Annotated in this window: 20 protein-coding genes and 1 pseudogene; all 21 read left to right on the top strand. The window is 69.5% G+C overall.

Annotated elements, in window-relative coordinates; genetic code table 11:
• The first annotated feature begins 11 nt into the window (after positions 1-11).
• The 21 genes and pseudogenes from ACYVBS_RS06005 (at position 12) to fliF (ending at position 20,357) form a co-directional block, all read left to right on the top strand.
• The gene (locus tag ACYVBS_RS06005; RefSeq protein WP_460822451.1) at positions 12-755 is read left to right on the top strand and encodes a flagellar basal body rod protein FlgF; all 744 of its coding nucleotides are present in this window, start codon (positions 12-14) and stop codon (positions 753-755) included.
• Positions 756-784: 29 nt separating this feature from the next.
• Positions 785-1,570, top strand: coding sequence for a flagellar basal-body rod protein FlgG (gene flgG / locus ACYVBS_RS06010; RefSeq protein ID WP_460822453.1), 786 nt, complete (start codon positions 785-787; stop codon positions 1,568-1,570).
• A gap of 5 nt (positions 1,571-1,575) precedes the next feature.
• A complete protein-coding gene (flgH, locus tag ACYVBS_RS06015) occupies positions 1,576-2,271 on the top strand; it encodes a flagellar basal body L-ring protein FlgH (RefSeq protein ID WP_460822454.1) in 696 nt (231 codons plus the stop codon).
• An 8-nt stretch (positions 2,272-2,279) separates the two neighbouring features.
• Positions 2,280-3,377 carry a flagellar basal body P-ring protein FlgI gene (locus ACYVBS_RS06020; RefSeq protein WP_460822455.1) on the top strand — a complete coding sequence of 366 codons (1,098 nt, stop codon included), beginning with the start codon at positions 2,280-2,282 and terminating at the stop codon, positions 3,375-3,377.
• 2 nt (positions 3,378-3,379) lie between these two features.
• The gene (gene flgJ, locus ACYVBS_RS06025) at positions 3,380-4,390 is read left to right on the top strand and encodes a flagellar assembly peptidoglycan hydrolase FlgJ (RefSeq protein ID WP_460822457.1); all 1,011 of its coding nucleotides are present in this window, start codon (positions 3,380-3,382) and stop codon (positions 4,388-4,390) included.
• A gap of 5 nt (positions 4,391-4,395) precedes the next feature.
• Positions 4,396-6,276: a flagellar hook-associated protein FlgK gene (flgK, locus tag ACYVBS_RS06030; RefSeq protein WP_460822459.1), complete on the top strand. Its 1,881-nt coding sequence runs from the start codon at positions 4,396-4,398 to the stop codon at positions 6,274-6,276.
• Positions 6,277-6,296: 20 nt separating this feature from the next.
• A complete protein-coding gene (flgL, locus tag ACYVBS_RS06035; RefSeq protein WP_460822460.1) occupies positions 6,297-7,517 on the top strand; it encodes a flagellar hook-associated protein FlgL in 1,221 nt (406 codons plus the stop codon).
• 159 nt (positions 7,518-7,676) lie between these two features.
• Positions 7,677-8,795, top strand: coding sequence for a flagellin (locus tag ACYVBS_RS06040; protein WP_460822461.1), 1,119 nt, complete (start codon positions 7,677-7,679; stop codon positions 8,793-8,795).
• 96 nt (positions 8,796-8,891) lie between these two features.
• The gene (locus ACYVBS_RS06045) at positions 8,892-10,139 is read left to right on the top strand and encodes a flagellin (RefSeq protein WP_460822462.1); all 1,248 of its coding nucleotides are present in this window, start codon (positions 8,892-8,894) and stop codon (positions 10,137-10,139) included.
• 94 nt (positions 10,140-10,233) lie between these two features.
• Positions 10,234-11,373, top strand: coding sequence for a flagellin (locus tag ACYVBS_RS06050; RefSeq protein WP_460822464.1), 1,140 nt, complete (start codon positions 10,234-10,236; stop codon positions 11,371-11,373).
• Positions 11,374-11,443: 70 nt separating this feature from the next.
• Complete coding sequence (locus ACYVBS_RS06055; protein ID WP_460822465.1) at positions 11,444-11,839, top strand: flagellar protein FlaG; 396 nt, start codon at positions 11,444-11,446, stop codon at positions 11,837-11,839.
• 99 nt (positions 11,840-11,938) lie between these two features.
• Positions 11,939-13,279, top strand: coding sequence for a flagellar filament capping protein FliD (gene fliD, locus ACYVBS_RS06060; protein ID WP_460822467.1), 1,341 nt, complete (start codon positions 11,939-11,941; stop codon positions 13,277-13,279).
• A 20-nt stretch (positions 13,280-13,299) separates the two neighbouring features.
• Positions 13,300-13,689 carry a flagellar export chaperone FliS gene (gene fliS / locus ACYVBS_RS06065; RefSeq protein WP_460822469.1) on the top strand — a complete coding sequence of 130 codons (390 nt, stop codon included), beginning with the start codon at positions 13,300-13,302 and terminating at the stop codon, positions 13,687-13,689.
• Positions 13,686-13,973: a flagellar protein FliT gene (locus ACYVBS_RS06070; RefSeq protein ID WP_460822471.1), complete on the top strand. Its 288-nt coding sequence runs from the start codon at positions 13,686-13,688 to the stop codon at positions 13,971-13,973. The genes fliS and ACYVBS_RS06070 overlap by 4 nt, the downstream gene beginning before the upstream one ends.
• A complete protein-coding gene (locus ACYVBS_RS06075; RefSeq protein WP_460822472.1) occupies positions 13,970-14,533 on the top strand; it encodes a PilZ domain-containing protein in 564 nt (187 codons plus the stop codon). The genes ACYVBS_RS06070 and ACYVBS_RS06075 overlap by 4 nt, the downstream gene beginning before the upstream one ends.
• 99 nt (positions 14,534-14,632) lie before the next feature.
• Positions 14,633-16,054 carry an RNA polymerase factor sigma-54 gene (gene rpoN, locus ACYVBS_RS06080; RefSeq protein WP_460822474.1) on the top strand — a complete coding sequence of 474 codons (1,422 nt, stop codon included), beginning with the start codon at positions 14,633-14,635 and terminating at the stop codon, positions 16,052-16,054.
• Positions 16,054-16,464 carry a response regulator gene (locus tag ACYVBS_RS06085; RefSeq protein WP_460822475.1) on the top strand — a complete coding sequence of 137 codons (411 nt, stop codon included), beginning with the start codon at positions 16,054-16,056 and terminating at the stop codon, positions 16,462-16,464. Before rpoN ends, ACYVBS_RS06085 begins: the two co-directional genes overlap by 1 nt.
• A pseudogene (locus tag ACYVBS_RS06090) lies at positions 16,461-17,690 on the top strand (sigma-54 dependent transcriptional regulator); the annotation flags it as partial. The gene ACYVBS_RS06085 and the pseudogene ACYVBS_RS06090, both read left to right, overlap by 4 nt.
• Before the next feature lie 384 nt (positions 17,691-18,074).
• On the top strand, positions 18,075-18,239 hold the full coding sequence (locus ACYVBS_RS06095) for a helix-turn-helix domain-containing protein (RefSeq protein ID WP_460822623.1): 165 nt from the start codon (positions 18,075-18,077) through the stop codon (positions 18,237-18,239).
• A 61-nt stretch (positions 18,240-18,300) separates the two neighbouring features.
• Entirely contained in the window at positions 18,301-18,654 is a 354-nt protein-coding gene (gene fliE / locus ACYVBS_RS06100) for a flagellar hook-basal body complex protein FliE (RefSeq protein ID WP_460822477.1), read from the top strand.
• A 59-nt stretch (positions 18,655-18,713) separates the two neighbouring features.
• Positions 18,714-20,357 (top strand): flagellar basal-body MS-ring/collar protein FliF, encoded by a 1,644-nt coding sequence (fliF, locus tag ACYVBS_RS06105; RefSeq protein ID WP_460822478.1) that lies wholly within the window; start codon positions 18,714-18,716, stop codon positions 20,355-20,357.
• The last annotated feature ends 3 nt before the right edge of the window (positions 20,358-20,360 follow it).

The following is a 20,360-nucleotide window of genomic DNA, read 5'->3' on the forward strand; positions in this document are numbered from 1 at the left end:
GCTGAGCCGCCATGGACAAGAGCCTGTATGTCGCGATGACCGGTGCCAGCACCACGCTGCGCACGCAGGCGGCGGTCTCGCACAACCTGGCCAACACCAACACCGTGGGCTTCCAGGCCACGCTCAACGGCACCGTGGCGGTGCCGGTGACGGGTCCGGGCCTGGCCTCGCGGGTGGCGGCGTCCAGCCGCACCTTTGGGGTCAGCGATGCCGACGGCGCGGTGACCAACACGGGCAATCCGCTGGACGTGGCGCTGCAGCAGGACCGCTGGCTGGCGGTGCAGGACCCGGCCGGCGGCGTGGCCTACACCCGCGCCGGTGACCTGCGGCTGACGCCGAACGGGATGCTGGTGACGGGCACAGGATTGCCGGTGCTGGATGCCGGTGGCGCGCCCATGGCGGTGCCGCCGCACCAGTCGCTGGACATCGGTGCCGACGGCACGGTGTCGATCGTGCCGCAGGGCCAGCCGGCGTCCACGCTGACCACGGTCGGCCGGCTGAACGTGGTCCAGGCCCGCACCGACGCGCTGGTGCGCGGCGACGATGGGCTGATGCGCCCGGCGCCGGGGACCACCCCGCCCGCCGCCAACGGCCCGTCCCTGGTGGCCGGCGCGCTGGAAGGCAGCAACGTCGATGGCACCGCGATGCTGGTGTCAATGATCCAACTCTCTCGACAGTTCGAGATGCAGGTACGGGTCTTGCATACCGGTGATGAGAACGCCCGCGCCGCCAACGCCCTGCTGTCGACGCGCTGACCCTGACTGATGATGACTGAGGATTTGCCATGACCCAGGCCCTGTGGATCGCCAAGACCGGCCTCGATGCGCAGCAGACGCGCATGGCGGTCATCTCCAACAACCTCGCCAACGTGGGCACGACGGGCTTCAAGCGCGACCGGGCCAGTTTCGAGGACCTGCTGTACCAGACCGTGCGCCAGCCCGGCGGTGCCTCGTCCGAGCAGACGCAGTTGCCCACCGGCCTGCAGGTCGGCACGGGCGTGCGCGTGGCCACGACCGCCAAGCAGCATGCGCAAGGCAACCTGGCCCAGACCGGCAACGCGCTGGACGTGGCGATCAACGGCCGCGGCTTCTTTGAAGTGCTGATGCCCGACGGCAGCAGCGCGTATACCCGCGACGGCAGCTTCCAGATCAACGCCCAGGGCGAGCTGGTCACGGGCGAAGGCTACCCGGTGCAGCCGGGCCTGCAGATCCCCGAGGGCGCGCAGAGCGTGTCCATCGCGGCCGACGGCACGGTCAGCGTGCAGGTGGCCGGGCAAGCCGAATCGGTGCAGGTCGGCGCGCTGACCCTGACCGACTTCGTGAACCCAGCTGGCCTGCAGGCCATCGGCGGCAACCTGTACCTGGAGACCGGCGCCAGTGGCCCGGCGCAGGGCGGCGCCCCGGGCACCGGCGGCGTGGGCCGGCTGGTGCAGGGCGCGCTGGAAGGCTCCAACGTCAACGTGGTGGAAGAGCTGGTGTCGATGATCGAGACCCAGCGCGCCTACGAGACCAACGCCAAGGCGATCTCGACCACGGACCAGATGCTGGCCTACCTCAACAACCAGCTGTGACCGCCATGAAGCGCCTTGCCCTGTCCGCCCTGCTCACCCTGCCCCTGCTGGCCGGCTGCGCCGCCACGATGGGCGACGTGCGCACGTTCGCGCCGCCGGTGGCGCCGGCCGAGTTGGCTGCGCCGGCCGCGGTCGCGGCGCCCGCGGCCGCTTCGGCCGGCTCGATCTATGCAGGTGGCAGCGGCCTGCGGTTGTTCCAGGACAACAAGGCGCGCGAGGTGGGCGACCTGCTCACCATCGTGCTGGTGGAAAGCACCAGCGCGCGCACCGCCGCGAAGACCAGTGTCGCCAAGGACAGCAGCATCGGCATCGCCGCGCCCACGATTTTCGGCCAGGGCGTGACGCTCAATGGCAAGCCGGTGTTGCAGGCGGAAATCGAAGGCAGCCGCGGCTTTGACGGCAACGGCAACTCGACCCAGAGCAACGAGCTGGACGGCAACGTCACCGTGCGCGTGCTGCAGGCCCTGGGCAACGGCAACCTGCTGGTGGGCGGCGAGAAGCGCGTGCGCCTGAACCAGGGCGACGAGGTGGTGCAAGTTCAAGGCATCGTCCGCATCGCCGATATCGGTCCTGATAACCGCATCACCTCCGACCGGGTGGGCGATGCGCGCATCGTCTATGGCGGGCGCGGCACGCTGGCCCGCTCCAACGCCATGGGCTGGCTGGGACGCTTCTTCAATTCCGCCGCATTCCCCTACTGAGGCGACCCATGCGCATTCTATCCAGCCTGCTCATTGCCGCCCTCGCCGCCTTGGCGCTGCCCACGGCGCACGCCGAGCGCATCAAGGACCTGGCCCAGGTGGCCGGCGTCCGCGGCAACCCGCTGGTGGGCTACGGCCTGGTGGTGGGCCTGGACGGCAGCGGCGACCGCACCAGCCAGACGCCGTTCACGGTGCAGAGCCTGAAGTCGATGCTCGACCAGTTGGGCGTCAGCATTCCGCCGAGCGTCAACCCGCAGTTGAAGAACGTGGCCGCGGTGGCGATCCATGCCGAGCTGCCGGCGTTCGCCAAGCCCGGCCAGTCCATCGACGTGACCGTGTCGTCGATCGGCAATGCCGGCTCATTGCGCGGCGGCAGCCTGCTGATGGCGCCGCTGCGTGGCGCCGACGGCCAGGTTTATGCGATCGCGCAGGGCAACCTGGTGGTCGGCGGCTTTGGCGCGTCGGGCAAGGACGGTTCGCGGATCTCGGTCAATGCGCCCAACGGCGGCAACATCCCCAACGGCGCCATCGTGGAGCGCGCCGTGCCGGGCAGCGCACAGGCGGGCCCTGTGACGCTGAACCTGCACCGGGCCGACTTCACCACCGCCGCACGGATCGTGTCGGCCATCGATGGCGCCTTCGGCGCCGGCCGTGCGCGTGCGCTGGACGGCGTCACGATTGAAGTGATGCCGCCGGCCGGCGATCGCATCGCCTTCCTTGCGCAACTCGAATCCATGGACGTGGCGCCGGGCGCCGCGGCGGCCAAGGTCATCGTCAATTCGCGCACTGGCACCGTGGTGATGGGCGGCCAGGTGAGCGTGCTGCCGGCGGCGGTGGCGCACGGCTCGCTGACGGTGTCCATCGTAGAGGCCACGCAGGTCAGCCAGCCGGAGCCCTTCGGCAACGGGCGCACGGCGGTGGTGCCGCAGTCCACCGTCGACGTGCGCCAAGATGGCGGCCGCATGTTCATGTTCAAGGGCGGCACGTCGCTGGAAGCCATCGTGCGTGCGGTCAATGCCGTGGGCGCGGCGCCGGGTGACATCGTCGCGATCCTGGAGGCGCTGAAGCGCGCCGGCGCGCTGCGGGCCGAGCTTGAGGTGATCTGAACATGATCACGCTGCCTTCCACCGCTGGCCTGCCGCTGACGCCCCCTACGGGCGCGTCGCGCGAGCGCATCGAGAAGGCGGCGCGCGAACTGGAAACGCAGTTCGCGCACATGATGATCAAGTCCATGCGCAGCGCGAGCTTCGGCGACCCGCTGGGCGGCGACAACACGACCTACCGCGAGATGTACGACCAGCAGTTGGCGAAGGAACTGGCCAAGGGCCGGGGCCTCGGGCTGGCGCCGATGATCATCCAGCAGCTGGAACGCAGCATGGGCACCACGCCCGCGCCCGCTGCGCCGGGTGCGCCCATGCCGTTGCCTGCGGCCATCGGCGCGCCTGCCGGGCTGCCGCTGTCGACGCCGGCGGTGGCGCCAATGCCTTTGTCCGCGGACGGCAGTCTGGCCCTCGCACCGAGCCACAGCGGCGTGTCGATGGCCGCCATTCCGGCGGCGACGCTGGCACCGCCGTTGGCGACCACCGGCACCGAGGCGGTCTGCGACCCCGCCGCGCCCCTGGACTGCAGCAGCCCCGAGGCGTTCGTGCGCTCGGTCTGGCCGCACGCACGCAAGGCCGCTGAAGAACTGGGCGTGCCGGCGAAGGCCCTCGTCGCACAGGCCGCACTCGAAACGGGCTGGGGACGCCGACTGGTCGGGGCGGGTGGCGACGTGACGTCGCACAACCTGTTCGGGATCAAGGCCGGGCGCTCGTGGGGTGGCGCGCGCGTCAGCGCGGCCACGCATGAATTCGTGGGGGGCGTGCGCGTGAAAGAACGCGCCAACTTCCGCGCCTACGGCTCGCCCGCGGAGAGCTTCGCCGATTACGCGCGCCTGCTGCAGGGGCCACGTTACGCCGGCGCGCGCGGTACCGGCGAGGACGTGCACCGTTTTGCCTCGGCGCTGCAGTCGGCGGGCTACGCCACCGACCCGAGCTACGCCGCGAAGATTTCCGCCATTGCCAATGGCGCCACGCTGCGCCGCGCGCTTGACGCGCTGCCGACCACCACCCGGGGCTGACGACCATGGCCGACGTACTTTCCACCGGCAGCTCCGCCCTTCTCGCCTTCCAGCGAGCGCTTTCCACCGTGAGTCACAATGTGGCCAACGCGGCCACGCCGGGCTACAGCCGCCAGCGCGTGGAACTGGAAGCGCGACCCGGGTATAGCGCGAGCCAGTTGGCCATCGGCAACGGTGTCGACGTGGCGCGGCTGCAACGGCTGGCCGACGGCCTGGTGTTCGCCCGGCAAGTGGACAGCAACGGGGAACTGGGGCGGCTGACCCAGTTGGCCGACCTGTCCTCGCGAGTGGACAAGCTGGTCTCCAACCCCACCACCGGCTTGGCCACGAGCTGGTCGGCGTTCTTCAGTGCGGCCAAGGGGGTCGTCGCCGATCCCACATCGGCGGCCGCGCGCAACCAATTGCTGACCACCGGCGAGCAACTCGCCACGCGCTGGCGCACGCTCGACAGCCACCTGGCCCAGGTGGGTGCCGATACCGAGGCGCGCCTGCAAGGCCAGGTCACCGCCGCCAACCAGCTGGCGGGCGAAGTCGCACTGCTGAACCGCGACATCATCTCCGCGGGTGCCAACGTCGCCCCCGACCTGCTGGACCAGCGTGAACTGCGCGTGGGCCAGCTCTCGGCATTGGTCGGTGGCACGGCCGTGCTGCAGGACGACGGCGCACTCAACGTCTTCACGGCCGGCGGCCAGCCGATGGTGCTGGGCACCAAGGCGATGCCGCTGACCACCACCCCCGATCCGTACCAGGCCGACCGGATGCAACTGGCGCTGCAGACGCCCGGCGGCACGATCGCGTTGCCGCAGGGCGCGGTGTCCGGCGAAATTGGCGGGCTGCTGGAATTTCGCAGCGGCACGCTTGACCCGGCACGCGCCGAACTCGGGCGCCTGGCCACCGCGTTCGCCGAAACGTTCAACGCGGTGCAGCGGGGAGGCGTGGATTACACCGGTGCCGCGGGCAGCGACTTCTTCAACGTGCCCGCGCCGCACATCAACGACCATGCGGCCAACACGGGCAACGCCAGCTTCACGACACGCGTGGCCGATGTCGGTGCGTTGACCGGCCACGACCTGGTGCTGCGCTTTGACGGCGCCAACTGGAGCGCGATCCGGGCCGAGAACGGGCAGGCCGTCAGCGTGACGGGAACGGGCTCCGCGGCCGATCCCCTGCGCGTGGATGGCGTGGAGCTGGTGGTGTCGAACACCGCAGCAGCCGGAGATCGCTTCCTGCTGCGGCCGACGGCGAATGCCGCCGCCGGGATCGAGGTGGCACTGACGGATCCGAGCAAGATCGCGGCGGCCGCCCCCATGACCGTGGGACTGGACAGCGGCAATCTGGGCAACGTGACCGGCGGCACCGCGCGCATCACCGATGCGACGGCGTTCGCGTCGTTCAGCGGCGCCACCATCAGCTTCATCGATGCCAACACCTACAGCATTGATGGCGGCGCACCCGTGGCCTATACCCCCGGGGACACGATTACCGGCGCCGGCTGGTCACTGGTGCTCAACGGCGCGCCGACGGCGGGCGATGAAATCACGCTGGGACGCACGGGTCCGCGTTCGTCCGACAATGCCAATGCGCGCCTGCTCGCGGCAGTGGATGATCAGGACGTACTGGACGGCGGCCGGTTGGACGTCACCGCGGCCATGACCCAGCTCACCGCGCGCGTGGGCAGCGGCGCCCGGCATGCCGAGCTCAACCTCAATGCCCAGCAGGCCATCCACGACCAGGTGGTGGCCGAGCGCGAATCCGTTTCGGGCGTGAACCTGGACGAAGAGGCGGCCAACATGCTGCGCTTCCAGCAGGCCTACCAGGCCGCCGCGCAGGTGATCGCCACGGCCGACACCATGTTCCAGTCCCTGCTCGGCGCCGTGCGCCGCTGACGCCGCGAAGGAGAGCCCCCATGACCGTTCGCCTGTCCACCGAAAGCCTGCACATGCAGGGCCTGAGCAGCCTGCTCGCACGCCAGGCCGACATCGCCCGCACGCAGCAGCAGCTCACCAGCGGCACCAAGCTCACGCAGGCCAAGGACGACCCCATCGGCATGGCCACCGCGCAGCGGTTGGACCATGTGCAGGAGGCGCTGGCGCAGTTTGGCCGCAACGCCGATCGCGTCGACCACCGCTTGCGCCTGCATGAAAACGCCCTGCAGGACGCCAACGACAACCTCACCCGCGCACGCGAGCTGGCCATCCAGGCCAACAGCGCGGCACTGTCGTCCGCCGACCGCAAGGCCATTGCCGCGGAGGTGCTGCAGCTGCGGCAGAACCTGCTGGACATCGCCAATCGCGACGATGGCAACGGCCGCCGCCTGTTTGCCGGCACGCGCGATGGCGTCACGCCGTTCGTGGACAACGCCGGCACCGTGGCCTACCACGGCGACGACGGACGCAACCGCGTGGACGTGGCACCCGATGTCACGATTACCGATGGCGATCCTGGCAGCGCCGTGTTCGTGCGCGTGCGGACCGGCGACGGACTGGTACGCGGCACGGCCGCCAGCACCAACACCGGCAGCGGCCTGCTACAGACCGCACAGGTCACGGATGCGGCCAACTGGGGCGGCGCGGCGCTCACGCTGCGCTTCACCGCACCTGACGCCTATGAAGTGGTGGACGGCGCGGGCAATGCGCTCAGCCCGGCCGTTACCGGCAGCTGGACCGCCGGTGCTGCGGTGCCGCCGGCTTCGGCGGGACTGGGCGTGGAATTCCGCGTGATCGGCACGCCCGCGGCCGGTGATACGTTCACCGTGCAGCCCGCACCCAACCAGGACGTATTTGCGACGCTTCAGGCGCTGGCCGATGCGCTGGCCGTGCCCGGCACCACGGCCTCGGACAATGCGAAACGCGCCAATGCATTTGGCAGCGCCATCGCCGACATCGCAACGGCCCAGGACCACATGCTGGCGTTGCGCTCGGACGTGGGCGGGCGCTTGGCCAACATCGACACCGCCAACGACGACCGCGGACTGCAGGAAGTGTCGCTGGCCGAGTCGCTGTCCACGTTGCGGGACACCGACTACGCCGAGGCCATCAGCCGGCTCAACCTGCAGATGGTGGCGTTGGAAGCCGCGCAGAAGACGATCCTGCAGGCGCAGGGCATGTCGTTGTTCAGCAAGCTTTGAGCCGCAGTTCAAAAAAATCGACATCGCGCTAAAGATCCTCTTGACAACGCCGTTAGTTAGCCCAGCAGAGGACAGGGCCGAATCGAACGGCAAACCCCTGCGGAACCTACCGGCAACGCCCTGACCCGCGCCGGCATCGCTACCCAGGAGACAAATGCAATGTCGATGATCAACACCAACGTGATGTCGCTGAACTCGCAGCGTAACCTCGCGGCCAACAATTCCAGCCTCGGCACCACCATCCAGCGCCTGTCCTCGGGCCTGCGCATCAACAGCGCCAAGGACGACGCCGCCGGGCTGGCCATCTCCGAGCGTTTCACCACCCAAATCCGTGGCCTGAACCAGGCGGCCCGCAATGCCAACGACGGCATCTCGCTCGCCCAGACCGCCGAAGGCGCGATGGCCGAGATCGGCAACAACCTGCAGCGCATCCGCGAACTGGCCGTGCAGTCGTCCAATGCGACGAACTCGCAGTCCGACCGCGACGCCCTGCAGGCCGAAGTGACGCAGCTGCAGTCCGAAATCCAGCGCGTGGCCAGCCAGACCGAGTTCAACGGCACCAAGCTGCTGGACGGCAACTTCTCCGGCCAGGCCTTCCAGGTCGGCGCCAATGCCGGTCAGCTGATCACCGTGGACTCCATTGCCAGTGCGCAGACCAGCGCGCTGGGCAGCACCAATTTTGCCGCCGATGTGGCCGGTAACGCGGTCACCGCCGGCACCGTGTCCGGCCTGACCATCAACGGCAAGACCATTGAAGACGTGACGGTCACTGCCGATGCCGCCGGCGCGGCCAAGCTGGCTGCCGCCATCAACAAGCAGTCGGGCGAGAGCGGTGTGTTCGCCGTCGCCAACGGCAGCAACGGCGTGACCCTGCAGTCACTGAAGGCCGGTACCGCGACCGCTGTGGGCGGCACCATCACAAACTCGGGCCTGACCGTGGCAAGCACGGCGGCGACGACCGCCTCCCAGACCGACGACGTGAACATCTCCACCTTTGCCGGCGCACAGAAGGCCATCGGCATCATGGATTCGGCCCTGACCGAAGTGAACTCCTCCCGTGCCGAACTGGGTGCGATCCAGAACCGCTTCAGCTCGGTCATCGCCAACCTCAACACCACGTCCGAGAACCTGACCGCGTCGCGCAGCCGCATCCGCGACACCGACTTCGCGAAGGAAACGGCGGAACTGACCCGCACGCAGATCCTGACCCAGGCCGGCACCGCGATGCTGGCTCAGGCCAACCAGGCACCGCAGGGTGTCCTGAGCCTGCTGCGCTGATCCTCCCGGCCAACGCACGGGCTCAATAACCCCTGAGCCACGCCGTTAATCACAGTGAAGGCGCACCCATCGGTGCGCCCATGAGGTGAACTACCCATGTCGATGATCAACACCAACGTGATGTCGCTGAACTCCCAGCGCAACCTCGCGGCCAACAACGCCAGCCTCGGCACGACCATCCAGCGCCTGTCCTCGGGTCTGCGCATCAACAGCGCCAAGGACGACGCCGCCGGCCTGGCCATTTCCGAGCGTTTCACCACCCAGATCCGCGGCCTGAACCAGGCCGCCCGCAATGCCAACGACGGCATCTCGCTGGCCCAGACCGCCGAAGGCGCGATGGCCGAGATTGGCAACAACCTGCAGCGCATCCGCGAGCTGGCCGTGCAGTCGTCCAACGCGACGAACTCGCAGTCCGACCGCGACGCCCTGCAGGCCGAAGTGACCCAGCTTCAGGCTGAAATCCAGCGCGTGGCCAGCCAGACCGAGTTCAACGGCACCAAGCTGCTGGACGGCAATTTCTCTGGCCAAGCCTTCCAGGTCGGCGCCAATGCCGGTCAGTTGATCAGCGTCGACTCCATTGCCAATGCCCAGACCAGTGCGCTGGGTGGGACGCTGTTCGCTGACGCGACTTACCAGCGCAATAGTGCCGCCAACGCTGCCGGCCCCAGCGACGATGGCAATGCCGCAACGTTTGGCGTCGATGCGCAAACCGTCGCGGCATTCACGATCACGGCGAACGGCAAGACCACCAGCTTCAGTGCGATCAACGTTGCCGGGATCAACGACGGCACCTTCACGGGTGGCACGGCTGCCGCCGACGCTGCACTGGCTGGTCGCAATGCGGCCGGCAATGCACTGGTCTCCGCAATCAATGCCAAGTCCGGCGAAGCCGGCGTGGTGGCCTCCATCGACAGCACGACCGGCACGGTTACCATCAGCTCGTTGCAGTCCGGCAAGATCGGCGATCAAGTGGCATCGACCTTGGCCGGAGGTACGTTCACCAACACCGCGCTCGCCGCTGGCGACGAAACGTTCGTGAGCAGCGTGGACGTCTCCTCGTTCGCAGGCGCCCAGAAGGCCATCGGCATCATGGATGCAGCCCTGAAGGGCGTGAACTCCTCGCGCGCCGAACTGGGTGCGATCCAGAACCGCTTCAGCTCGGTCATCGCCAACCTCAACACCACGTCCGAGAACCTGACCGCGTCGCGCAGCCGCATCCGCGACACTGACTTCGCGAAGGAAACGGCGGAACTGACCCGTACGCAGATCCTGACCCAGGCCGGCACCGCGATGCTGGCCCAGGCCAACCAGGCACCGCAGGGTGTCCTGAGCCTGCTGCGCTGATTTTCTGGCGTTTTTCTCTCAAGTTTTCTCGGCAACCTACCGTTAACCACTACGAAGGCGCACCCATCCGGTGCGCCCATGAGGTGAACCACCCATGTCGATGATCAACACCAACGTGATGTCGCTGAACTCCCAGCGCAACCTCGCGGCCAACAACGCCAGCCTCGGCACGACCATCCAGCGCCTGTCCTCGGGTCTGCGCATCAACAGCGCCAAGGACGACGCCGCCGGCCTGGCCATTTCCGAGCGTTTCACCACCCAGATCCGTGGCCTGAACCAGGCCGCCCGCAATGCCAACGACGGCATCTCGCTCGCCCAGACCGCCGAAGGCGCGATGGCCGAGATCGGCAACAACCTGCAGCGCATCCGCGAGCTGGCCGTGCAGTCGTCCAATGCGACGAACTCGCAGTCCGACCGCGACGCCCTGCAGGCCGAAGTGACGCAGCTGCAGTCCGAAATCCAGCGCGTGGCCAGCCAGACCGAGTTCAACGGCACCAAGCTGCTGGACGGCAACTTCTCCGGCCAGGCCTTCCAGGTCGGCGCCAATGCCGGTCAGCTGATCACTGTGGACTCCATCGCCAGCGCGCAGACGAGCACTCTGGGTGCCACGAGCTTCGCCGCCGCCACCACTGGTTCTGCAGTGGACGGTGCGACCGCTTCGGCGGGGCTGAAGATCAACAATGTGGATATCGCGGATGTGGCCGCCAATGCCGCCAATGGCGGCGCGGATTTTGCCGCATCGCTCGCGAAGGCGATCAACGCCAAGACCAGTGAGACCGGCGTGGTTGCTTCAGTGGGCGGGGCCGGCAGCAACGAAATCACGCTGACCTCGACGATTGCGGGCAAGGCCCTGGTGATTGCCGGCTCGGCCACGGCCGAAAGCGGTTTCAACAACCCCACTGTGGCTGCGACCACGGCATCGCAAGTGGATGATGTAGACGTTTCCAGCTTCGCCGGCGCCCAAAAAGCGATCGGCATCATGGATTCGGCCCTGACCGAAGTGAACTCCTCGCGCGCCGAACTGGGTGCGATCCAGAACCGCTTCAGCTCGGTCATCGCCAACCTCAACACCACGTCCGAGAACCTGACCGCGTCGCGCAGCCGCATCCGCGACACTGACTTCGCGAAGGAAACGGCGGAACTGACCCGTACGCAGATCCTGACCCAGGCCGGCACCGCGATGCTGGCCCAGGCCAACCAGGCACCGCAGGGTGTCCTGAGCCTGCTGCGCTGATACCCCCGTGGCACCCGTCGGGGAGGTCGGTTCACCGGCCTCCCTGCGCGGCTTACAACGATGAGTGGCCATGAACGGCATAGCACCCATCCCGCACACCGCCGCAGAGGCGGTCCTGGCCCCGACGCCCCGCGCCGGGGCTTTGCCGCGTGTGGCACCGGGTACTGGCGGGGTCACGGGCACGCCCACCGAGGGCGTGGCCAGCCCAGCGGAAGCTGCCGCCCAGCCAGCCCGCACGGCCCACGACGCCGCCGCATTGCAGCGGCAGCTGGACCAGACGCTGGCGCAGGCGCGTGCGCCCACGGCGCTGCGCTTCCGCGTGGACCAGGACGCGCGTCGCATCGTCGTATCGGTGGTGGACGCGGAAAGCGGCGAAACCCTGAGGCAGATCCCCGACGACACGGCGCTGGCACTTGCGCGACGGCTGGCCGATACGGGCACCGGGCTATTGTCGGACGAGGCGTGAGTCCGGCCATGCCCGACGCAGCCCACTCAAGCCTGCGCCGCCCGCGCCGATAACCCATTCAACGCAGGACGCCGCACGCGGCGCCGACCCGGAGGCAGCATGGCCATTTCCAGCGCAGGTATCGGCTCAGGCCTGGACGTCAACAGTCTGGTCTCGCAGCTGGTTGCGGCCGAGCGCGCTCCGGGTGACGCACGCATCAATCGGGCCGAAACCACGACCAAGGCGCAGGTCTCGGCCTTTGGCACCATCAAGGCCGCGCTGTCCGGTCTGGAAAGCGCGCTCAAGAAGTTGGAGGGCGACGGCTCCCTGCCCGGCCGCAAGGCCACCGTGGGCGCCGATGCGGGTTTCACCGCCAGTGCGTCCGCCAGCGCAGCGCTGGGTCGCTACGCGATCAGTGTTGAGCGCCTCGCCACCGCCCACAAGCTGCAGTCCGCCGCCAAGGCCGCCGATACGCAGGTGGGCTACGGCACGTTGACCCTGCAGGTCGGCAGCGGCGACGCGTTCAACGTCACCATCGACCAGGGCAAGGGCACGCTGTCCGACATCCGTGACGCGATCAACACGCAGGCGGCGGGCAAGGGCGTTACCGCCACGCTGGTCAATGGCGACGCTGGCCAGGTGCTGGTGTTGACCTCCGGCACGGCGGGCAGCGCGGGTGCGCTGACCGTGACCACCAGCGGCGGCGATGGCGGACTGTCGGCGCTGGCCACCAGTGGCGGCACGATGACCACCGTGACCCCCGCGCAGGACGCGCAGGTCATCGTGGATGGCATCACCCGCACCGCGACGAGCAATCACCTCACCGACCTCATCGACGGCGTCACGCTGGACCTGACGAAGGCCAAGCCGGGCGAAACGTTCGATCTTGAGATCAACTCGGACCCCAGCACGCTCAAGGCCGCGATGCTGGGCTTCGTCAGCGCCTACAACACCGCGCTGAGCGCGATGCGCACGCAGAGCGCGTCCGGTGGTGAAGGCAAGGCCGCCGGCCCGCTGAGCGGCGATGCCGCGCCGCGCGCCATCATGCAGTCGCTGCGCGGCGCGATCAGCGCGTACTACGGCGAGCTCAGCGCGATGGGCCTGAAGACCGGCGTCGACGGTTCGCTGTCGCTGGACGGCAGCAAGTTCGATGCGGCCATGCTGGCCGACCCCGAGTCGGTCAAGCGACTGGTCGGCAGCGAGTCGGGCCTGGGCGGGCGCTTGCGCGATTCGTTGGCGTCCTACGTGGGCGTAGACGGAATGCTGCAGTCGCGCAGCGAGGCGCTGGACAAGCGGCTGAAGGGCCTGTCCAAGCAGCGCGAAGACCTCGACCAGCGCATCGAGGGCATCGCCGCGATGTACCGCCGCCAGTTCACCGCGCTCGACGCGATGATGAGCCAGATGCAGAACACATCCAGTTACCTCGCACAGCAGATCAGCCAGTTCCAGAAGTCCTCCTGACCACTTCCTTGAGCCTTGCCATGTCACCTCGCGGCTACGCCAACCAGTACCGACAGACGGCCGTCAGCAGTGCCGTGCTTGACGCCAGTCCCCACCAGCTCGTTTCCCTGATGCTGGCCGGCGCGCGCGAGCGTGCCCAGCTGGCGATCGCCTGCCTGGAGCGTGGCGACCTGCCGCGCAAGGTCAAGGCGATCCATGAGGCCTCCACCATCATCGGCGGGCTGGACGGCTCGCTGAACCTGGAGGCTGGCGGCGACATCGCCAACGGGCTGGCGGCGTTGTACGACTATGCGCAGCGCCGTCTGGTGGACGCCAACGTGAACAACGATGCCGCACCGCTGACCGAGATCGACGCCCTGCTGGCCGACATCGAGAGCGCGTGGAACGCCATTGCCCCGGAGGGTGCATGAACATCCCCGAATTGCCGGCCGAGGCCGTGCGCGCGGCGATTGCCAAGAGTGACTGGGAGGCCGCCTCGGCCCTGCTGGCGGCGTACGATGACGCCGTGAAGCAACGCATGGACGACGGCCCGATGGACGCTCAGATGCTGGCGCAGTGGCAATCGCTGCTGGTGCAGCAGCTGGAGCTGCTGGCCGAACTGCAGGCCGCCCGCGATGAGACCGGCCGCCGCCTGCGCGAGCTGTCGCAGCAGCGTCGCGGCATGAATGCGTACCTGAGCGGCACGCTGGGATGATCCCCGACAGCCCCCACGCCACGCTGTTCACCGACGCGCTGGTGTGCGAGGAGCTGCGCCCCGCGTCGTTCCGCGTGGGTGCGTTGAGTGCCGCCGAATCACGCACCGCGATGCTGGCCGCGGAGGGCCTGCTGCGCGCCCTGGCCGTGGTGGAAGACCAGCGCGGCGAGGGTGCCGACGAAAGCGGCGAGAAAAACCAGGCGCTGCAGCGCATCGAGGCCAAGCTGGACCTGCTGACCGCGCTGATCGCCAACCTGCACTCGGTGCGCGACCGCCAGGACCCGGCGCAGCGGTTGTGCTGGTCGGCCAGTGCCGCCTGCCTGGACGGCCAGCCGATCGTCGCCCCGGATACCGAGGGCGTGTTCTGCGTCCAACCCACCGATTGGCTGTCCGAGCCGTTGCGGCTGCCGGCCACGGTCGTTGCCGCCGAGCCCAGTGGCGCGTCCTGGCGCCTGTGGCTGCGTTTTGCCCCCCTGCCTGACGCCCTGCAGGCCGCACTGGAACGGCACGTCTTCCGGGTGCACCGGCGCGCCATTGCCGAACTGCGACGCAAGCCTTAGTTCCTGCTTCCCGTCGCTTCCCGACCGGCGGCCGGGGCTTGCTACGCCACGCTTTTTGCGGACACTGGCAGGTACAAGCAAGTCCCGTGCCCACATGCCGTGAAGACCACGCTCCGCCCCCAACTGGGTCAGACCCTCAACCTGACCCCCCAGCTGCTGCAGTCGATCCGGCTGTTGCAGCTGACTGCCCAGCAGTTGGAGCTGGAGCTGCTGCAGGCGCTGGAGCACAACCCCATGCTGGAGCGCGACGAGGGCGACGAGGTCGGCGAGGCCGACATCGACCCGCTCGACGCCCCCCCGGCGGAGAGTGCGGTCGAGACGGGGGCCTGGGATGAACTGCCCGAGCCGGCCTACCTGTCCGGCGCGGGCAGCGGCCTCCCCGACGACGAGTTGGATGCCACCGCGCGCATCGCCGCCGGCGAATCCAGCGATCCCCGGCTGCGGCTGCTGGAACGACTTGCCCTGCACTGGGCCCCGGCCGACCTGCGGCTGGCGGCGTGGTGGCTGGACCGCTGCAGCGACGTGGGCCTGCTGGAAGAGCCGCGCCAGCGCCTGCTGGCCGAAGGCGCCGACGCACTGGACGTGGCGCCGGACGAGTTGGAGGTGGTCCGCCAGCGCCTGTTGCACAGCGAATGGCCCGGCATGTGCGCCGAGACCGCCGCCGAATGCCTGCAGGCACAGCTGGCGCTACGCGCCGACACCCCCGCCGTCCGACTGGCCCGGCGGATCGTGGCCGAAGCCCTGGAGCTGATGGCCAGTGGGCAGATTGCCCGGTTGGCCGCCCAGCTGGGCGAGTCCCCGGCCCTCGTGTCGGAGGCGGTCGCGGAGATCCGCAGCCTGCGCCCCACCCCGGTCGACGACGCCGCGGCGCCCGCCGCCGAACACATCATCCCCGACCTCGTGGCCACCTTCGTGGGCGGCGAGTGGCGGGTCGCGTTGAACGAACGCGCGCTGCCGCGGGTGCGCATCGCCGTCCATTGCGAGCGAGCGCTGGCCGGCGCCCCGGGCGACACCTCGGCGCTGCGGGGCCTGCTGGACGAGGCGCGCTGGCTGCTGCGCGGCATCAGCATGCGCAACGACACCCTGCTGCGCACCGGCCAGGTGCTGGTGCGCCGCCAGCGCGGCTTCCTGGAGCGCGGCGCGGAGGCCCTGGCGCCCTTGACCCTCAACGAGGTGGCCGAGGAAATCGCGATGCACGAGTCCACCGTGTCGCGCGTCACCACCGGCAAATACATCCAGACCCCGCGGGGCGTGCTGGAGCTGAAGCAGTTCTTCGCCGTGCGCCTGGAAGGCGCCGAGGTGTCGGGCAATGCGGTCCGGGCAATGGTCAAGCGCCTGATCGACAACGAGCCGCCCGACGCGCCGCTGGCCGACGAAACCATCGCCGTGCTACTGGCCCGCAACGGGATACGGGTCGCGCGCAGGACCGTGGCGAAGTATCGTGATCAGTTGGCGATCGGCCCTGCCCGGTCGCGGATGCGCACGCCCTCCGGCGGCGCCCCTGCCGAAGCGAGCCGCTGATGCCCCCATTGACCTTGTTGCTGGTGGACGACCACGAAGCCTTCATCAATGCGACGCTGCGCCAGCTGCGCCAGCTGGAGTGGCTGAAGGTGGTGGGTACCGCGGCCAACGGCATCGAGGCCATCGTGCGCTGCGACGCGCTGCGTCCGGACGTGGTGCTGATGGACCTGGCGATGCCTGAGATGGGCGGCCTGCAGGCCACGCGCCTGATCAAGGCCGAGGACGAGGCGCCCTACGTGGTCATCGCCAGCCACTTCGACGACCCCGAGCACCGCGAACACGCCACGCGCGCGGGTGCCGACGCCTTCATCAGCAAGCTGACGTACCTGCACGATGCGATCCCGCTGCTGGAGCGCCTTCGCGACCAGCGGCTCGCCGCGCCTGCGACCGGGGATGCTCCGGCGGAATGAGCGAGTCGCGGATCCTGCTGCTGGACCAGGACTTCGAGCGCGCGGAGAAATTCGCGGCGCTGCTGGAGTTCATGGACTTCGTGCCCCGGCTGTGCACCGACGCGGCCGACCTCGACCTGTCGCGCGCACGGGCCAGCCAGTGGCTGGCGGTGGTGATGGGCGACGTGAGCCACGACCCCGACGCCCCCGCCTTCGTGGAGTGGCTGGCCAGCCAGCCGCACCCGCCGCCGGTCCTGGTACTGCCGGGGCAGTCGAGCACGTTGGTGCGGGGGCGCGTGCACCCGGAGAACATCTGGCCGCTGGAGTACCCGGTGCGCCACGCGCAGCTGCAGGAGGCCCTGCGCCGCGCCAGCCTGCGCCGCCTGACCCAGGACGAAGAAGCGGAACTGCCACGCGGCGGCCCGACCGGGCACGGCGCGGCGGCCTCACGCCTGTCGCGGATGATCGACCAGGTGGCCCCGCACAACACGACCGTGTTGATCCTGGGTGAATCGGGCACCGGCAAGGAGGTGGCGGCCCGCGCCATCCACGACCGCTCCAAGCGCCGCAACAAGGCCTTCGTGGCGGTGAACTGCGGCGCGATCCCCGCTGATCTGCTGGAAAGCGAACTGTTCGGCCACGAGAAGGGCGCCTTCACCGGTGCGCTGACCCAGCGCAAGGGCCGTTTCGAGATGGCTGAAGGCGGCACTCTGCTGCTGGACGAGATCGGCGACATGCCGATGCCGATGCAGGTGAAGCTGCTGCGCGTGCTGCAGGAGCGCACCTTCGAGCGGGTGGGCGGCGCCCAGACCATGCATTGCGACGTGCGGGTGATCGCGGCGACGCACCGCAACCTGGAGCAGGCCATTGCGGAGGGGCGCTTCCGCGAGGACCTGTACTACCGGCTCAATGTGTTCCCCATCGAGATGCCGGCGCTGCGCGAGCGCAGCGAGGACCTGCCGGAACTGATCACGGAAATCACCCGGCAACTGGAAGACAGCGGCCGCGGCCGGATCCGGCTGACGCCGGCGGCAATCCAGGCGCTGCAGGCCTACCCGTGGCCCGGCAACGTGCGCGAGTTGAGCAACCTGCTGGAACGCATGGCGGTGCTCCACCCGGGCGGCCAGGCGGACGTGGACGACCTGCCGGCGCGGTACCGGCAGGCGGCCTTGACGGCGGCCCCCGCGCCCGTCGCGGTGGCGAACGCTGCCGCCGCTACGCCGGGTGCGCCCGCGATCGCGCCTGCCGCGCCGCCCCCCGTGCCGGTGGCCGTGGAAGCAGCCGCGCCCATGCCCCTGGTCGGGGCCGTGGCGCCCACCTCCCCGGCCCCTCCTGCGGTGCTGGCACCGGACTCCGCCGAGGAGCGCGCCGCGGAATTCGCCATGCTGCACGGCCGCGAACCCAACCTGCCGGGGCGGTCCAGCTTTGACGCGCTGTTTGGCCCGCCGACGGATGCCGCTGCGCCCGCCCGTGCGGCAACGGGCGTCGTCCTGCCCCTCGTGGCCACCCCGGCGCCCACGGCTGCGGCCCCATTTGCCGGCACCGCCCCCTTGGCGGGGGGTGAGGCCGCCCCAGCGGCGCTCTCGCCCACGGCCACCTTGCCGCCGGAGGGCATTGCCCTGCGCGAGCACATGGCCGCCATCGAGCTGGAACTGATCCGCGCGGCCCTGCAGCAGTCCGGGGGCGTGGTCGCCCATGCCGCCACCCTGCTGGGCCTGCGCCGCACCACCCTGGTGGAAAAACTGCGCAAGTACGGCATCGAGCGCGACGACGACGGCGCAACGCCGGAATCCTGACGCCGCCTCTGGCACGGCCCTTGCTTGATCACCGTCAAGCAAGGAGAACCACCGCCAGGCCATGAGCGACGCGATTTCCTCCATCCTCTCGCAGATCCGCGCCCACGAGATGCGCAGCCGCAGCGTGCTGGCCGATGCGCCGTCGTCGGGCGCCATCGCGCCGGGCCCGGCGGGCGCCAAGCCCGGCGAAGGCGCGGGCTTCACCCAGACCCTCAACCGGGCGATGGACGGCGTCAGCAAGGCCCAGAACGACGCCGGCGCGCTGGCGCAGGCCTTTGAACTGGGCGACCCGCGCGCCGACCTGGCCCGGGTGATGGTGGCGATGCAGCAGTCGCAGGTCGCCTTCCGCGCCACGGTCGAGGTGCGTAACCGGCTGGTCCAGGCCTATCAGGACGTCATGAACATGCCGGTCTGACCCCGTCCCACCTGACTGACCTTCCCACCCCCTGACCGCACCACCCCGAGACCCGCCCGATGAGCGTCGTGCCCGCCAACACCGCCCAGGACCGCCTGAAGAACCTGGGCCGCCTGCAGGACATCCCGATCGTCCGCCAGCTCGGGGTGCTGGCCGTGACCGCGGCCGCGATCGCCCTGGGGCTGTGGCTGTTCTTCTGGACCCAGAAGCCGGATTTCGTGCCGGTGTTCGCCGGGCTGGACGCCAAGTCCACCACCGAGGCCAGCGAACTGCTGCGCACCGCCAACATTCCGTTCAAGATCGATAGCGCCAGCGGCGCCCTCGCCGTGCCGCAGGAGCAGTTGGGCCAGGCCAAGCTGGCGCTGGCCGCGGCCGGCCTGCCGGCCAGCCAGGACAAGGGCTTCGAGCTGATGCAGGGCGACCAGGGCTTTGGCACCAGCCAGTTCGTCGAGAACGCCCGCTACCAGCACGCGCTGGAAACCGAACTGGCCCGCACCATCGCCCAGCTGCGCCCGGTGCGCGAGGCGCGGGTGCACCTCGCCCTGCCCAAGCCGAGCGCTTTCACCCGGCAGAAGCAGCCGGCCAGCGCCTCGGTGGTGCTGCAGATGCAGGCCGGCAGCGCGCTGGAACAGGGCCAGGTGGACGCGATCGTGCACCTGGTGGCCTCCAGCATTCCGGACCTGGCGCCGGACCGGGTGACCGTGGTGGACCAGTTCGGCCGGATGCTCTCCAACCCGGATCCGGACAGCGAAGCCGCGCGCGGCGCCAAGCAGTTCGAGCAGCAGCGCCGCCAGGAAGCGGTGTACGTGCAGCGCATCCAGGAATTGCTGGAGCCGATGACCGGCCCGGGCCGCGTCAGTGCCCAGGTCAGCGTCGACATGGATTTTTCCGAGACCGAAGAGGCGCGCGAGATCTACGGCCAGGATCCGGCCCGGGTGCGCAGCGAGCAGATTTCCGAAAACGGTCGGCTGGCCGCCGCGCCGGCAGCCGCCGGGGCCCAGGGGGTCCCGGGCAGCGCGAGCAACACCCCGGACCCGACGGGCACCACGCCGGTAACCCCCGCCGCGCCGGCCGCCGACGGCGGTGCCACGTCGCGCACGGCGGTCCGCAACTACGAGCTGGACCGCACCCTGACCCATACCCGCCAGGCGACCGGCCGCATCCGCCGGGTGACCGCCGCGGTGCTGGTCGATAACCTCCCGGGCGCGTCCAGCAACGGCAAGCCCAGCACGCGCGCGCTCAATGGTGCCGAACTGGCGCGCATCCAGACCCTGGTACAGCAGGCGATTGGCTTCGATGCCGCCCGCGGCGACGCGGTCTCGGTGGTCAACGCCCCGTTCGCCACCACGCCGCAGGCCGAGCCGGAAGGGCCGCCGCTGTGGGAAAAGCCCGGCGCGCGCGACCTGCTGCGCACCGTGCTGGGTGGCCTCGCGGTGCTGCTGGTGATCTGGGTGGTGCTGCGCCCCGCCTTCCGCCAGTTGCTGGCGCCGAAGCAGCCGCAGTACACGGTCGCCACGGTGGTCGATGAGCCGATGCCGCTGGAAGCGCCGGAAGTCGCCGTCACCCGCCCGACCCGTGATCCGGAGGCGGCACGCAAGGCCGCCAGCTTCGAGGAGAAGCTGGACGTGGCCCGCACCGCCGTGAATACCGACCCCAAGCGCGTGGCGCAGGTGGTCCGCGACCTGGTGGAATCCGATGGCTGACGC

The organism is Lysobacter olei, from assembly GCF_054777355.1.

Excerpts from the sequence above, each read along its gene's own strand:
- fliS (WP_460822469.1), top strand. The coding sequence starts at position 13,300 with ATGTCACCTCGCGGCTACGCCAACCAGTACCGACAGACGGCCGTCAGC.
- ACYVBS_RS06045 (WP_460822462.1), top strand. The coding sequence starts at position 8,892 with ATGTCGATGATCAACACCAACGTGATGTCGCTGAACTCCCAGCGCAAC.
- ACYVBS_RS06085 (WP_460822475.1), top strand. The coding sequence starts at position 16,054 with ATGCCCCCATTGACCTTGTTGCTGGTGGACGACCACGAAGCCTTCATC.
- ACYVBS_RS06050 (WP_460822464.1), top strand. The coding sequence starts at position 10,234 with ATGTCGATGATCAACACCAACGTGATGTCGCTGAACTCCCAGCGCAAC.
- ACYVBS_RS06055 (WP_460822465.1), top strand. The coding sequence starts at position 11,444 with ATGAACGGCATAGCACCCATCCCGCACACCGCCGCAGAGGCGGTCCTG.
- flgG (WP_460822453.1), top strand. The coding sequence starts at position 785 with ATGACCCAGGCCCTGTGGATCGCCAAGACCGGCCTCGATGCGCAGCAG.
- ACYVBS_RS06075 (WP_460822472.1), top strand. The coding sequence starts at position 13,970 with ATGATCCCCGACAGCCCCCACGCCACGCTGTTCACCGACGCGCTGGTG.
- flgH (WP_460822454.1), top strand. The coding sequence starts at position 1,576 with ATGAAGCGCCTTGCCCTGTCCGCCCTGCTCACCCTGCCCCTGCTGGCC.
- ACYVBS_RS06040 (WP_460822461.1), top strand. The coding sequence starts at position 7,677 with ATGTCGATGATCAACACCAACGTGATGTCGCTGAACTCGCAGCGTAAC.
- ACYVBS_RS06070 (WP_460822471.1), top strand. The coding sequence starts at position 13,686 with ATGAACATCCCCGAATTGCCGGCCGAGGCCGTGCGCGCGGCGATTGCC.
- fliF (WP_460822478.1), top strand. The coding sequence starts at position 18,714 with ATGAGCGTCGTGCCCGCCAACACCGCCCAGGACCGCCTGAAGAACCTG.
- flgJ (WP_460822457.1), top strand. The coding sequence starts at position 3,380 with ATGATCACGCTGCCTTCCACCGCTGGCCTGCCGCTGACGCCCCCTACG.
- fliD (WP_460822467.1), top strand. The coding sequence starts at position 11,939 with ATGGCCATTTCCAGCGCAGGTATCGGCTCAGGCCTGGACGTCAACAGT.
- fliE (WP_460822477.1), top strand. The coding sequence starts at position 18,301 with ATGAGCGACGCGATTTCCTCCATCCTCTCGCAGATCCGCGCCCACGAG.
- flgK (WP_460822459.1), top strand. The coding sequence starts at position 4,396 with ATGGCCGACGTACTTTCCACCGGCAGCTCCGCCCTTCTCGCCTTCCAG.
- ACYVBS_RS06005 (WP_460822451.1), top strand. The coding sequence starts at position 12 with ATGGACAAGAGCCTGTATGTCGCGATGACCGGTGCCAGCACCACGCTG.
- flgL (WP_460822460.1), top strand. The coding sequence starts at position 6,297 with ATGACCGTTCGCCTGTCCACCGAAAGCCTGCACATGCAGGGCCTGAGC.
- ACYVBS_RS06020 (WP_460822455.1), top strand. The coding sequence starts at position 2,280 with ATGCGCATTCTATCCAGCCTGCTCATTGCCGCCCTCGCCGCCTTGGCG.
- ACYVBS_RS06095 (WP_460822623.1), top strand. The coding sequence starts at position 18,075 with ATGGCCGCCATCGAGCTGGAACTGATCCGCGCGGCCCTGCAGCAGTCC.